Source organism: Priestia sp. 3CA3, from assembly GCF_056836725.1.
The window spans coordinates 591,206-605,221 of sequence record NZ_JBXENJ010000002.1; the positions used below are offsets into that span (position 1 = coordinate 591,206).

At 35.9% G+C, this 14,016-nt stretch carries 14 protein-coding genes and 1 pseudogene; 9 read left to right on the plus strand and 6 right to left on the minus strand.

The features are described 5' to 3' along the window. Window positions 1-140: 140 nt before the first annotated feature. Window positions 141-794, minus strand: coding sequence for an ABC-2 transporter permease (locus AC1VNJ_RS08170; RefSeq protein ID WP_482640587.1), 654 nt, complete (start codon window positions 792-794; stop codon window positions 141-143). Continuing rightward, on the minus strand, window positions 795-1,646 hold the full coding sequence (locus AC1VNJ_RS08175) for an ABC transporter ATP-binding protein (protein ID WP_482640588.1): 852 nt from the start codon (window positions 1,644-1,646) through the stop codon (window positions 795-797). A gap of 526 nt (window positions 1,647-2,172) precedes the next feature. On the opposite strand from AC1VNJ_RS08175, the gene AC1VNJ_RS08180 reads away from it, so the two are divergent. From AC1VNJ_RS08180 to AC1VNJ_RS08205, 6 genes are all read left to right on the plus strand, one after another. Next, on the plus strand, window positions 2,173-2,448 hold the full coding sequence (locus tag AC1VNJ_RS08180) for a DUF4190 domain-containing protein (RefSeq protein WP_482640589.1): 276 nt from the start codon (window positions 2,173-2,175) through the stop codon (window positions 2,446-2,448). Window positions 2,449-2,928: 480 nt separating this feature from the next. Continuing rightward, window positions 2,929-4,257, plus strand: a complete 1,329-nt coding sequence (locus AC1VNJ_RS08185; protein WP_482640590.1) for a transcriptional regulator — start codon at window positions 2,929-2,931, stop codon at window positions 4,255-4,257. A gap of 87 nt (window positions 4,258-4,344) precedes the next feature. Beyond that, window positions 4,345-5,604 carry an MFS transporter gene (locus AC1VNJ_RS08190; protein WP_482640591.1) on the plus strand — a complete coding sequence of 420 codons (1,260 nt, stop codon included), beginning with the start codon at window positions 4,345-4,347 and terminating at the stop codon, window positions 5,602-5,604. Window positions 5,605-5,635: 31 nt separating this feature from the next. Continuing rightward, window positions 5,636-6,748: an o-succinylbenzoate synthase gene (gene menC, locus AC1VNJ_RS08195; RefSeq protein ID WP_482640592.1), complete on the plus strand. Its 1,113-nt coding sequence runs from the start codon at window positions 5,636-5,638 to the stop codon at window positions 6,746-6,748. An 82-nt stretch (window positions 6,749-6,830) separates the two neighbouring features. Then, complete coding sequence (locus AC1VNJ_RS08200) at window positions 6,831-8,195, plus strand: M20/M25/M40 family metallo-hydrolase (protein ID WP_482640593.1); 1,365 nt, start codon at window positions 6,831-6,833, stop codon at window positions 8,193-8,195. 552 nt (window positions 8,196-8,747) lie between these two features. Next, window positions 8,748-8,948 (plus strand): hypothetical protein, encoded by a 201-nt coding sequence (locus AC1VNJ_RS08205; RefSeq protein ID WP_263033953.1) that lies wholly within the window; start codon window positions 8,748-8,750, stop codon window positions 8,946-8,948. A gap of 155 nt (window positions 8,949-9,103) precedes the next feature. Here the strand turns inward: AC1VNJ_RS08205 and AC1VNJ_RS08210 are convergent, their stop codons facing one another. Next, a complete protein-coding gene (locus AC1VNJ_RS08210; protein ID WP_482640594.1) occupies window positions 9,104-9,463 on the minus strand; it encodes a hypothetical protein in 360 nt (119 codons plus the stop codon). 105 nt (window positions 9,464-9,568) lie between these two features. On the opposite strand from AC1VNJ_RS08210, the gene AC1VNJ_RS08215 reads away from it, so the two are divergent. Both AC1VNJ_RS08215 and AC1VNJ_RS08220 read left to right on the plus strand, forming a co-directional pair. Then, window positions 9,569-9,763, plus strand: a complete 195-nt coding sequence (locus AC1VNJ_RS08215; protein ID WP_034328132.1) for a hypothetical protein — start codon at window positions 9,569-9,571, stop codon at window positions 9,761-9,763. Beyond that, a pseudogene (locus tag AC1VNJ_RS08220) lies at window positions 9,753-10,526 on the plus strand (Cof-type HAD-IIB family hydrolase). Before AC1VNJ_RS08215 ends, AC1VNJ_RS08220 begins: the two are co-directional and overlap by 11 nt. Before the next feature lie 26 nt (window positions 10,527-10,552). Here AC1VNJ_RS08220 and AC1VNJ_RS08225 read toward each other — a convergent pair. The 3 genes from AC1VNJ_RS08225 to AC1VNJ_RS08235 all read right to left on the minus strand — a co-directional run bounded on the left by AC1VNJ_RS08225 (window position 10,553) and on the right by AC1VNJ_RS08235 (window position 13,407). Next, window positions 10,553-10,918 (minus strand): cupin domain-containing protein, encoded by a 366-nt coding sequence (locus tag AC1VNJ_RS08225; RefSeq protein ID WP_482640595.1) that lies wholly within the window; start codon window positions 10,916-10,918, stop codon window positions 10,553-10,555. A gap of 327 nt (window positions 10,919-11,245) precedes the next feature. Next, on the minus strand, window positions 11,246-12,202 hold the full coding sequence (locus tag AC1VNJ_RS08230; RefSeq protein WP_482640596.1) for an erythromycin esterase family protein: 957 nt from the start codon (window positions 12,200-12,202) through the stop codon (window positions 11,246-11,248). Window positions 12,203-12,342: 140 nt separating this feature from the next. After that, entirely contained in the window at window positions 12,343-13,407 is a 1,065-nt protein-coding gene (locus tag AC1VNJ_RS08235; protein ID WP_482640597.1) for a beta-carotene 15,15'-monooxygenase, read from the minus strand. A gap of 189 nt (window positions 13,408-13,596) precedes the next feature. On the opposite strand from AC1VNJ_RS08235, the gene AC1VNJ_RS08240 reads away from it, so the two are divergent. Continuing rightward, window positions 13,597-13,899, plus strand: a complete 303-nt coding sequence (locus tag AC1VNJ_RS08240) for a hypothetical protein (RefSeq protein ID WP_028414656.1) — start codon at window positions 13,597-13,599, stop codon at window positions 13,897-13,899. Window positions 13,900-14,016: the final 117 nt, after the last annotated feature.

The following is a 14,016-nucleotide window of genomic DNA, read 5'->3' on the forward strand; positions in this document are numbered from 1 at the left end:
TCACCAATAATATCAGCTATATTTTTGAGATCTTGTTTGCTTAGTTTATCAAATGTTCTAGCTGTTTTTTTGTTTGAATTATTTGTTGATAAATAGCCTTAAAGAACGCTTTGTAGTATTTACTTCAAAATCAATTCATACTAAAATTCTCTCTTTTGGTAGATAGACAGCGCAATAAAGTAAGAAGCAATATACATCACCACTCCAAAGAGAGTATATAAGATAGGAACATGCAAAGAAGAAGCGATCGGTAAGCTGGATGCTGCTAATATTTCAACTATATACCCAACAACTCCTTGTAAAGCAATCGCAACGAAAAGACCTCCCATTCCACCTCCAAGTACTATTCCGTCAGATTTCTCTGCTCCGAATACATAAAGAAGCGGATAAGCAAGTGCACCGGCAAAAAGGACGATAAATGTACCAAATGAAACGATATTTACTATATTCTCTACTGCACTCTTAGAAATAAGCGAATACATTGAGAAAACACCATAGGACAGGATGGTTCCGCTGACGACAATTAAAAAGTAAAAAACATAGTGGCTTTGCACCACATTTTTCCGGCTAATTGGAAGGGTAAGCACGTATTTGTCATAGCCGGTTTTGCTTTCTAGTTTGATCACTTCAAGCGCTGGCATTGCCATTAATAAAATAATTAACATCGCTATAATACGATAAAATGAAGGATCAGCAAAATAAAAGATGACTGCAGAAATAACTATGGCGAGCGCTGTGTAAGTCAAAAAGCTTCGGTGAATGAGGTAATAGTTCGTTAACAATAGACCTTTCATTTATCGTTCACTCCTTGTTAAAAGCACGCTTAGTTCTTCCATCGACATCGGTTCAGTTATAGTTTCATCTGGCAGCTGATGCTTATCTGATACGAGTACGCGGACAGACGTATCATACGTTCTTTTTGCTACTACTATCTCTTCGGGAAGTACGTTTAGCTGTTCTTCCTTCATAACGGCAATTGCGTACTCCTCAAACACTTTCTCTTTTTCTTCATTTAATAAAATTTCACCGTTTTTAATCACAACAAGATGGCTCGCGATTTTTTCGACGTCGCTCATAATGTGAGATGAAAGCAGTATTCCGCTGTTGCCATCGCTGACAAAAGCTTTTAATTCATCTAATATCTGCTCTCTAGACGAAGGATCCAATCCTCCTGTCGCTTCATCTAACAGCAATAGTTTAGCACCGTGAGACAGCGCTACCGCTAGAGATAATTTCATCGACATGCCGCGTGAAAACGTATGTATTTTTTTATCTTCTGGCAATGAAAAAGAATGAATCAACCGGTGAAAATCAGCTTCTTCCCAAGATTTAAATAGTTTCTTAAAAACGTTGTTTAACTGTTTTATCGTTAAAGAAACCGGCAGATTAATCGCATCAAACACGACTCCAATGTCTTCTTTAATCGTCGCATCTTTATTTAAATTGTCTTCACCAAATATTTCGACCGTACCGCTATCTCTCGAAATTAATCCTAGTACTGCTTTAAACGTCGTCGATTTCCCTGCTCCGTTATCACCAATAAATCCAACAATCGATCCAGGAGGTACATGAAATGAAACATCTTTTAAAACCTCATTTCGGCCAAACGATTTTGCCATGTTTCTAACTTCTAAAAGATTTGTCATGTGCTCACTTCACTTTCTCTATTAGTAGAGTTAGGTGTAATCATAGAAAGTAACTGATTTAGCTATTTTGACGGCACTTTAAATCACCTTTTATTTACAAAAATGACTATTTAATACCAATTATAGCTAGTAAACTAGAAAAAGTCGATGATAACATAAAGGTTTGCTGCCTTTCGTTTGTTTTTAATGACCGTAATATGTATGACAACATCTGCCTGTACTATTCTTGCCTGACCTATTTAGCGAAATCACAAATAAAAAAAGGATCTGCTATAAAAGATCCTTAATTTAGATTAAATGTTTTATGAAGCAGATTTAATCTAAGGTAGCCCACAAAATCGATTTCCTTATAGGAGTCAAAAAATAAGTTTCTTTTTGTACATGTCATCGTACGTTTTATGAAACGGCGCATAGAAAATATAAGGAGACACATATAATTCTAAAAATTTCTACTTTTATTAGTAAAAAGGATATTATTCCTTTTTATGGTATAATCAAAAAATATAATTTATAGGGAGTGAAACTATTGGAAACTAATACAAAACCTCAAGTAAACACCAACTCTATTGTTTCTCTAACTCTAGGTGTCCTGTCCATTTTTATTCCAATCATCGGGTTTATTACAGGTATTATCGGCATTATCCTCTACAAAAAAGCATCAAACGAAATAGCTGCTTCCAATCAAGGCGGTAAAGGACTCGCAATTGCAGGATTAATTTGCAGTATAGTCGGCGTGATTTCTCAGCTGTTCTTTGTATTAGGGATTATTACGTTTGTATTTGCGGGAACTACTATGGAGTAAAGATATTGCGTTTTTAATCTAAATAGAGAAAAGATATGTAAGAAGGTAATGTTTTCATCTACTTCAGATACATATTACCACCTTCAAGACGCCTAGAGACCTAGTGTTTCTAGGCGTCTTAACATTTATCTTTAGCGTCTAAATGACTTAATTTATAACTTAAAATAAGTCATTTACAATTAGCAATGAAGTAAAAAAAGTATTATGAGTAAACTCCCCTCTCGCTCTATCTACACAGCACATTTTCCTACAGTTATGATTACCTTATATTTATCTAGTTTTTTATTGATTTCTTCCATCATAATAATCCACCTAAAATAGCATCATGTGTGTGTAAGACCTTTTAACAAGGTTCTATAACTCTTTATTTTAGGTCCATTTAAAGACATTTACTTTTAAAACGAGTAAAGTTAATATAATTATCATCATTTAAATTTTCTTTATTTTTAGAATTTTTAATATATAGGAGGTGAATGAAGTATGAATATAAACGTTGTAGTGATAGGTCCTCAGGATTTAATTAATTTAGTATTGAAAGTTGGTGCTTCCTATCCTGAAATTAATTTAATACCGGCCCCTTATACCCACGAGCAAGAAACGCTAGAGGTCGTTAAGAAAAATACAACCAAAGCCGATGTTCTTTTATTTGCTGGCAACATTCCCTATCAAATTGTTAAAAGCCACCCTATTACGGATACACCTATGGCTTTTATACAACTAACCGGAACTGCACTATACCGTACGCTTTTTAAAGTTCTTACGGAAACGAAACTTAACCCTACTCAAACTCCTTTTCGGATTAGTATGGACACTTTAAAGAAAACAGAAGTTGATGAATGTTTAGAAGAACTAGAGCTTCATACCTGCAAACTATTTTTAAATAAGGATAAGAAAGTTGATGAACTAGTAGATTTCCATTATCAGATGTGGATAAACAAAGAAATAGATGTTGCAATTACGTGCGTAACCTCTGTTTATGAGGCGTTAAAGAGTTTAGGTGTTTTAGTTTATCGCGTTATTCCAACCAAGTCTACCGTTAGATCCACCTTACAAAACATGATCGCAGAAAGAAAATCCTTCCTGCAAAAGAGTACACAAATAGCTGTAGGTGTACTTCGATTTAATCATTTATTTACCACGAGTGACGTATCTGAATACGCATTAAAAAGAAAAAAAGCCGGAATCCAAAGTTTACTCATTGACTTTAGTGAAGAAGCTCAAGCAATTTTTGACTGGTCGAATCGAGATGAAGTTCGTTTTATAACTACTCGCGGAGCAATTGAAACGATTACTCAAACGTATAAAAAGTTGCCTCTTTTAAATAACCTATGTATGAAGGTAGGAATAGAACCAGCGCTTGGAATAGGCTTAGGGTATACGGCAAACGAAGCTGAAATAAATGCACGTGAAGCATTATTAAAAGCTCAATCATTAGCATCACCAAGCTGTTTTGTCCTTGACCTCGACGGTACCCTATACGGACCTGTAGGGCAAGAAAAGCAATTGCAATACTCCTTGCGAAGCGATGACCCTGTCCGAATACATTTAGCAAAGACCTCTAATCTAAGTGTTGCTACCATTAACAAGCTACTTTCTTTTTGTGAAAATTTTGGTTATAAAGGCATAACGGCGCTTGATTTAGCAGCTGGCCTTGGTTTGACTATTAGAAGCGCGCGTCGAATTTTAAATACGCTTGAACGTAACAAACTCGCTGCTATTACAGGAGAAGAACAGCCTATTCACAGAGGAAGACCTAGAAACTTATACGAACTTTATTTAATCGATGAAAAGACAACTACTACTCCTTAATACTTCAAAAGTCTTCTATTACCTCTTAATTGAAGTGTAGAAAAAAGGATCGTAACTATTAACGAAAATAAGGCGGGAGGTTTTGTGATGGGGACTACTTCATTAAAAGCAAACAACAAATATATTGTTTTACTATTATTATTTATAGGCTGGTGTGTATCGTACATTGACCGCGCTGCAATGAGTATTGCACTAGCCTCTATCGGAAAAGATTTCAACTTAGATGCTTCGGTTTTAGGAATTGTTCTCAGCAGCTTCTTTGTTGGTTATGCGTTAATGCAGCTTCCTGGAGGATGGTTAGCTGATCGATATGGTTCTAGAAACATCATTATTATCGCTATTATACTATGGTCTCTGTTTACAGCATTTACTGGATGGGCTTGGTCTTTAACGTCTCTCATTATTATTCGCTTTTTGTTTGGATTAGGGGAAGGCGCGTTTCCCTCCGCCAGTCTTAAAGGGGTAGCGGAGAACTTTCCTAGAAATGAAAGGCCGAAAGTATCAAGTGTATTGCTGTCTTCTAACTATATAGGAAGCGCTCTGGCTCCTTTAATCATTGCTCCCTTCCTGCTTCATTTTGGCTGGAGAAATTTATTTCATATCATCGGGGTTGTAGGAATCGCATTTGCCCTAGTTTATTGGTTGGCAGTAAAACCAGCTCAAAGAACAGCTAGTATTAACTCAGAGCAAAAACAAAAAGAGAAGTTAGCAAACAAAGAAAACCTAAAACAGTTGTTTAAAATGCCTATTATGTGGCAGCTGGCTCTGACTTGGTTTGGTCTTAGCTTAATAAACAAAGGCTTAGATTCATGGATGCCTTCTTACCTGTTAAATGTACGCGGGTTGGATTTAAAGGCTATCGGTATTTTAACTCCTCTTCCCTTTATTGCAGCTGGTGTTGCTACAGCTTTTGGCGGGTGGATTATGGTCCGCTTTTTTAACGGAAAGGAAAAGTACTTATTAGTAGGGAGCGCTTCTTTAACAGCTATCTTTTTGTACTTTATGTACACTGCTGATACCGTGGCGCTAGTCATTACATTTCAAGCAATCGTATACTTTTTTAAATCGTTTGTCTTTGCAACTACAATGGCCTTGCCAATGAAAATTCTCTCTGCAAAAATTGTGGGGTCAGCTGCTGGAACCATTAACTTATTTGGTCAATCTGCCGGTTTTATATCCCCTATTGTTATTGGTTTTATGGTTAGTGCTTTTAATGGATCTTACGATGCCGCTTTTTGGTTTTTAATAGGAGCAGCCTGCTTATCCGTCGTATCTAGCTTAACCATAAAAACAAGAAAAACGGTTCATTCGTTTCCTGATCAAGCTCCAAGCGTTGTACAAAAATAAATATCTGAATATTCAAAAAAAGAGGTGCTGTATGAAAATCGAAAAAATTGTCTTACGCAGGATGAAAATGGAACTAAAAAACCCCTTTGAAGTAAGCTTTGCCGTATTAAAAGAACGGGATTTTATTGTAGTGGAAGTTCACTCAAAAGATTTTATTGGATATGGTGATTGTTCAGCTCTTCCATTTCCATTTTACAATGAAGAAACGAACTCTACGGCGTGGCATATACTAGAGGATTTCCTTATACCATTACTTTTTGAAAAACAAGAAATTGCGCACCCAGAAGAAGTTAATGAGCTTTTTTCCCATATAAGGCGTAATCAAATGGCTAAATCGGCGTTAGATTGTGCTATTTGGGATTTATACGCCAAAGAAAACGGCATTTCACTATCGCAAGCGCTAGGAGGTAACAAAAATCAGATTGAAACAGGAGTCAGCATCGGCATTCAACATACGTCAGATGATTTACTCCGCGTTGTAGAAGGACATTTAGAAGAAGGCTACAGACGAGTGAAGATAAAAATCAAGCCCGGAAAAGACATTCGCTACCTAGAAGCTGTTCGTAAACATTTTGGAGATATTATGTTAATGGCGGATGCAAACTCTGCCTATACGCTAGATGATATTGATTTATTTAAGAAAATGGACAAGTTGAATCTAATTATGATTGAACAACCACTAGCACACGATGATATCGTCGATCACGCTAAATTGCAGGCCGCCGTTAAAACTAGAATTTGTCTAGATGAAAGTATCCACTCAGTAGAAGATGCAAGAAAAGCCATTGAATTAGGAAGTACACAAACGATTAATATTAAAGTAGCACGCGTAGGAGGATTGACAGAAACAAAGAAAATTCATGATTTATGTGCTGCTCATAATATCCCAGTATGGTGCGGAGGAATGCTTGATACCGGAATTAGCCGTGCTCACAACATCTCTATTGCTACGCTACCAAACTTTAAATTCCCTGGAGACATCCCTGCTTCTACTCGATATTGGAATGAAGACTTTGTGCAGCCAGAAGTGACCATTGATAAAAACAGCATGATACAAGTCCCTCAAGGGCATGGTATTGGTTTTGAACCTATCGATAAGTTATACGATCAATTCACCTATGCCAAGAAAGAATTTATAAAGTAGATCTCGGCAACTATTTTGAAGATGATTTATTTTAACTACTAGGCTATATCTAAAAAACAAGCACTTATAGGAGGTTCATTGTATGAGCATTGAACACGTAGAACAGGTCATTTCAGAGCGAAAAGAAGAGTATTTAAACCAACTATTTACTCTGCTGCGTCAGCAAAGTATTAGTTCACAAAATAAAGGAATAAAAGAATGTGCCACACTCTTAAAAGATATGATGGAGGACATCGGCATCAAAACGCAGATTATGCCAACTAATGGACACCCAGTTGTTTATGGAGAACGATGTAGAGATGAGAATGATTTCACATTATTAATATATGGACATTATGATGTGCAGCCACCCGACCCACTAGAAGATTGGATTTCACCTCCTTTTGAGCCTACAATTCGAGATGGAAGAATATTTGGGAGAGGAACAGGCGACAACAAAGGCCAATTAATGGCACAGCTGCTAGGAATAAAGACGTATTTGGATTTGTTTGAGGAACTGCCAATCAATATAAAATTTGTGTTTGAAGGAGAAGAAGAAAATGGAAGTGTAAACCTCCCCTCATTTGTAGAAGAACATAAAGAATTACTTCAAGCTGATCTTGTATTTACATCTGACGGCTCGTCTCATAACAGCGGCTCTCCCCTTATTTTATTAGGGGTAAGAGGAATGCTGCTGCTTGAAATGGTGACAAAAGGAGCTGATTGGGATAATCATTCTGGCAACACCGGAAATATTGTTCCTAATCCCGCTTGGAAATTAGTTGATTTACTACATACTATGCGCGATTCGGAAGGGAATGTGTTAATAGACGGCTTCTATGATAATATTTTAAAGCCATCTGCTACGGAACGAGAATTACTACAAAACTTGCCTTTTGATCCAATTGATATTGGAGAAAAAATCGGATATCGCGACTTGAACATGGACGGAGAATCTTATTACCATAAACTAACAATGGAACCTACTTTTAATATTTTAGGAATCGAAAGCGGCTATACAGGTGAAGGTGCCAAAACAATCGTTCCCTCTTCCGCTAGACTAAAAATGGATATTCGATTAGTTGTAGACCAAGACCCTATTGATATTTATCATAAAATTTGTCGTCATGTCGAAAAATATGATCCTACAATTACCGTCAACTATTTAGGAGAAATGAAGCCATCTCGCACATCCGCAGATTTAGAGATTGTGAAGCTCGTTACAGAAAGCATAAAAACAGCCTATCAGAAAGAACCGTTGATTCAGCCTAGCTTAGCCGGTTCTCTTCCGGATTATGTGTGGACTAAAATGTTAAAAACACCATCTATCATTTTTCCTTATGCCAACTTTGATCAACGAAATCATTCTCCCAACGAAAATATAAAGGTAGAAAACTTTTTGAACGGAATCAAATGTATCTGCCATGTTATTGATGGTTTAGGGGTTGCTTCTCATATAAAAAGTTGATACTAAGAACGCCATCAATTTTCCTGAATAGATGGCGTTCTTTAGTTGAAATAAAATAGTTTGCCGATGAAGATAATAAATCCTGTCACTAGAATTAACCCAGCACTAATTACCACTGTTAGAATACTTCTTAGAGCCGATGTCCAATTATTTATTCCAAAAAAGCCTGCAATGCCGAGAAAAAACAGAATAATTGCTAAACATAAATTTATATTCAATAATGATGAATGATAAAATGCGATGAAAAAGAAAGCAACGCATAGTAATACACAGATAAATGACCAAAAGTTGATAATTCGTGCCACTTTAACTAATCTCCCTTATCTATAAAATAAACATAATCCAATACTTTCATAGCTGTCTTTTAAAAAAAGCTATACTATACGCTATGAATTCTACCATAATAAGGTAGTTAATACTAAACCGTGAACTACCTTCTATAAAAACTCCCCCTAGATTTCATAGAAGTTTTACCATTTTGTAATTAATTGGATAACAAGGTATATTGTTATAAATAGGAAATTACTTTATAAACTAAAAGCGAGGGTACATATGGTCCTACTAATGATTGCTGCTATTATCACGTTATCCGTCATTTTGGATTACTTCATCTTTGACTATGATGATAAGCACTGGGGCTGGCTAAAAAAAGCTTCTAAACCAGTTAGAAGAAGTGTTATCGGCTGCTACTTGCTTATGTCATTTGTTATTTACGTTGGTTTAAGCCTTCCATATATCAAGCCTTTTTTATAAATATCAGTCTGCTTAAACTGGTTAGCCTATAACTCTTATCTAAAGGTTATAGGCTAATCCCCTCATTTCACCACCACTACAAATTGTTTATCTTCAAATGTAAACAGCTCCCCTAATTCATAGATATACTTCTTTTTGTCTAATTTATAATGCTTTCAAAAATACAAGGTCTTTAAGTTAATACTCGTGTCTAGACTTGAATCTTTTTCTTTTGCTTCATCACCGTCTAAGCATGAATATAATTCAATGTGACAGCCCTCTATCAGCTGTTCTTCAATATAAGTAAACAGCTCTCTTATTGATTTAGGATGTGGATCACAAGATAATTCGTATACATAAGGCAAGGTGAATACATGCTTGATGTCGCTATACCCGTCAGTTAAACGATTAACACTAATACCGTACGCATCTTCTTCTTTTTCATAGATTGTAATCAACTTTTCTTTTGTGCCAAAACTTCCTGTAGGCAATTCATAAGGAGATCCTATATAGTGATGTACAGTCATATTCGTCACTTCTCTTTCTCTTTGCTTATGTAAAATACTATTATTCTATCACTCTTATTAAGATTACATACAAATACAAGGAAAATATGTATAATAAAACCAGGAGGTGACAACATGAAAAAACTACTGCCTTTTCTATTTCTAGCCGCTCTTTACTTGTATGACTCTTCATACAATCATACTTCTTTTTTACATAAACCGGTTGTTTCTGCATTTTTATATGTAGGTGCTATTTTTGCCTGTTCGCTACTGCTTGTAAATATAAAAAAGAGCGTGCTGTTTAAGCAAGGAGATTACTATGAGCTATAAAATTATATTCTTTGACGTGGACGGAACTCTTACTCATCACGAAAACGGGACGATTTCCACCAAAACTTGAGAGGTTGTAAAAAGTTTAAAGCACAAAGGATTAAAAATCGTAGCCGCTACTGGAAGGCCTTTATCTCTGTGTGAAGAAGTTAAAGAATTAGGTATAGATACGCTTATTACCGCAAACGGAGCGTTTACTGTACATAATGAAAAAATCATTCATAAGCTGTCTATGGATAAGCACGCTGTGCGCGAAGTTTTTGAATACGCTGCATCAGAAAATCACGGTCTTTCATTTTACACAAAAGAGCTCAGCATGAACGGTGTCAAAGATAAAAATATTTTAAAAGCCCTGAACGAAACATTATCGCTTAGTGATTATCCTCAAATAAGTGAGCGTATTTACGATGAAGATATTTATTTAATGTGCTTATTCGCTGATGAAAAAACGGCTGAACAGTATGCACAGCGATTTCCTCATTTAATGTTCAAAAGGTGGCACCCTTTTGTCGTAAGTGTTCTTCAAGAAGAAATCACAAAGTCGGTAGCTATCCTAAACGTCTTAAACTATTTTAACATCGATCACTCCGAAGCTATCGCATTTGGAGACGGCGAAAACGATATTGATATGATCGAGTTAGCCGGCCTTGGAATTGCGATGGGAAATGGATCTGATAAGTTAAAAAGCGCTGCTGATTTTGTCACGAAGAAATCGGGTGAAGAGGGGATTGAGTTTGCCCTTAAAAAATTTAAAGTCCTATAGAAAAGTCACACGCCTAGATAACTTATCTAAGCGTGCTTTTTCCTTTCCATAAATGTTTCAGGATTTAGCTCCTCCGATTGAATGACAATGGCCGCCATACCGGTTTCACTTCCCGATGTATGCCACTCTCCTTTTTCCCACAGTGCTGCTTCTCCACGTTTAATCGAAATTCGTTTTTGATCCTCTCCTGTTACCCACCCTTCACCTTCGACTACGATAAATAACTGAGGTATAGGCGCTTCGTGATATCCTACCGTTCCTTCTCCGTCTATATACATATAACCGATCGTAGCTGCTTCGTTTGTTTGAATCATTTTTACGTAAGTAGCTAAATTAGACTGATATTTTTCTATTTTTTTGCCATGCTCTTTACTGAATTTGTAGATTTTCAATGTACACCTCTTCTTTGTTCATTACGATTTTTTATTTATTTTTATTGCGTTTAAGATACTCGGGCGGAGAAACAGACTCAACGAGTAAAGCACCGTCTAGCTGATCACGCGGTACAAATAAAGTCGGCATAGTACTGCTCTCTAAAAAGATCGTTTTAGTGAATATTCACTTGTTGTCTGAGTTTTTTTCAACCTGTGAGAAATCCGTAAATAACGCCGGTGATTGCACTTGATGCATATAGTCCTCTAGACTTTTTTTAGGTGGCTTCTCTATTTTATATGGCTGCCCTGTATCCGTATGTATTTCACCTTCATACATAAATAAGCCTAAGTAATAAGACTGTTTTTTATTTCATTAGAGACAATTGCTCCTAGAGGTTCAAATCCCGTAAACGTTTTGTATTGTTTAAAGATATGAAGGTTATGGGCCCAAATAATAATTTTCTCGTCAGGATACAGCTCCTGACAAACCCACTCTAGATTTTCTTTCATCCTTTTTTCTCTTACTTTTTTATACGTTCGGTGGTTATGGTGAATATGGTTAATAACATACAAGCGATTTTGCAGGCATCGAATAATCATTTTAACCTTACATACAAGCTCTTGATTTTCAAAATACAAAACGTATTCTTCATGTAGATAGGCTTCTAAATCTCCTATCACCGCGCTTACTTTTTCTTTAAACTCTTCAAACTCACGTAGCATTTCTGTTGGGACTTTTTTTCTTCTCGCTTTATATTGCCCTAGCTGGTAGTACCATTTATATACGTCTGCTTCAATGTATTCTATCTTTTCTATCACGTCTTCAGACACTACGGGACTCAGCTGCTGAACAAATTTTACGAAAAGATCAGGATTAGAAGAAGGGTTACTATCTATTTCTATTAAACTTAAATCTGATTTTTTCATTAGCTGAAACAAAGACAGATTTTCTTTTGTTGCCCATAAAGAATAAACGGCGTTTTTTAAAAAGTCTTCATCAGTAAACTCCTTCTTTAACTCATTAGCGCTATGGCATTCCGCTAATCCACTTTCAAATGCCAGTACGGTAAAATTCATTTCTTTATGTAGAAATTCTATTATTTTTGACTTCATCATATTGTGTTCTCTTATGTTGTGACCGTTTTCCCCTAACCACACAATTCTCTTATCTTTTATTATATGACGGAGAAATTCAAACTCTTCAGGCATACATTCAGCTGGTTCTCTTAAATGGATTGAGTTTTTAGATAGCCATTCTATAGAGTTTGAATACTTCTCTTGTCCTCTAAAAAAAATCCCCATATCCTATCCCCCTTTACCACTTTACCTATTACTTCCATTTTACTAAAATACAGCTAGCACTTCACTATTTATGTCCGGTAACTAATCAACAGCAAAAAGACCTTATAGATATCTCTATAAGGTCTTATCTTTCTAGAATTCTAGATCAGCTCATCCCGCTTAGCTTTCTCCAAACGTTCTTTGACTATTTTCTTAAACGCATGTGGATCATCTACGCGAATGGCGACCTGCTGATACTTCTTTTTAATTCCCATAAAAAGCGTCGCCTCTACTGGAGACTTTAGTGTTAGTAAAAGATCAGGATGAACGGTTTCAAAATCGCGTGCGATAAATTCAATCGTGGTGCTGGGTATTTTTTGTTTCAGGATGTGAGTGTCTTCTATTATTTCTTCAATATCTTTAAAAGAGATTTCCATACGCTTAGCTAAACCAAACGAAATGTATATGCGATCCTCTTCCACTCGTAAAGGGTTAAGCCTTAATGCTTGAATATCTCCTATAAAGAAAATAATGCTATAAATATTAAGGATCAGTAAAACGATTGAAAGAATTATAGACGTGTTGTGCAGCAGCCAGTGAAGTCCTAATGTTTCAATAACAATCGCGTGAATAATCATAATTTGAAACGTGACAAAACTTGAGCGTTTATACAGAGTAAACGTATTCTCTTCAGTACTCGGCTGCTTCTTCCACGTTCCAAACGCATAGTAAAACATCAGCATTTCTGAACAAAGGATTTGTATAAAAGCTTGTTTGGAGAACTTTTCGTTTACAGCCCGTGAAAAGGAAAACAACAGCGGTAAAGAGCTTGATTTGATCCTTCTTAAAATAGGCGGTACGTTTTTGACTAGCATAAATAGCAGTGAAAGTTCAAACAAAATAAGTAGTCCTTCTATGCCAACTCCTAGCCACATAATCGACTGAAAAGAAGCCAAGTATTCACTCGGAATGATAAAACGCGCAGCAATAAGGCCTGTAGCCATTAATACAATAAAGTATTTGAGACTGAACTTACGCTGCCAAGCTAGAAATAAGAGCGGAGCCACAAGGCTTAAGTCTAAAATAGAACCTACTACTACTCCGTTGAAATCAGCAGGCAACGACTGAAGTCCAAAAGAAGAATGATATAACACATAATTCGAGCTTATCACTAATAACAACAAGAAAAGAGCAACAAAAGACACTGTTTTTTTATGAAGAACCAAATAACCCACCTCACTTTTAGTTGGTGAAACACAAAAATTCCTATTACTTCCATTTTACCAATGGAGTTGATTTAAGTCACTTTGTAGCGTGACATTGTGTTATAAAATCATTTTTTATTTACCAATTCTTCTATACAAATAATTTACAATGTAAAAAGAGTTTTACATTTATTGTAAGGAGGAGCAAGAATGGATTGGGTTAAAATTGTGTATTCATTCATCCTGTTAGTTTGCGGAATTTTGATTTTTGTTTCATCATCTTCTCGAAAAGGTGATGAAAGAAAGAAGTTTATCAGTACGAAGGCTCAATCATACGCATTTGTGGTAGTTATAGGTATGCTGATTTTAGAAGTTATAGAGTCCATTTACCGGACTTTTCAAGGGAAAAGTTCTTATGATGGCATTGGCATTTCGCCGCTAATATTTCTAACGATGATTTCAGTTATATATTTGATAACGTTTCTTACCTACAGAAAAAAATACGGTGATTAAATGAAAGCTCACAAGTAAGAAATAAAGAAATTGAGCTCATATTTTCTGGTGAAACGATAAATATAACCTCACTTTATAATTAGCCTCTAGATGACATCCGACAGTAAATGAGCTTGT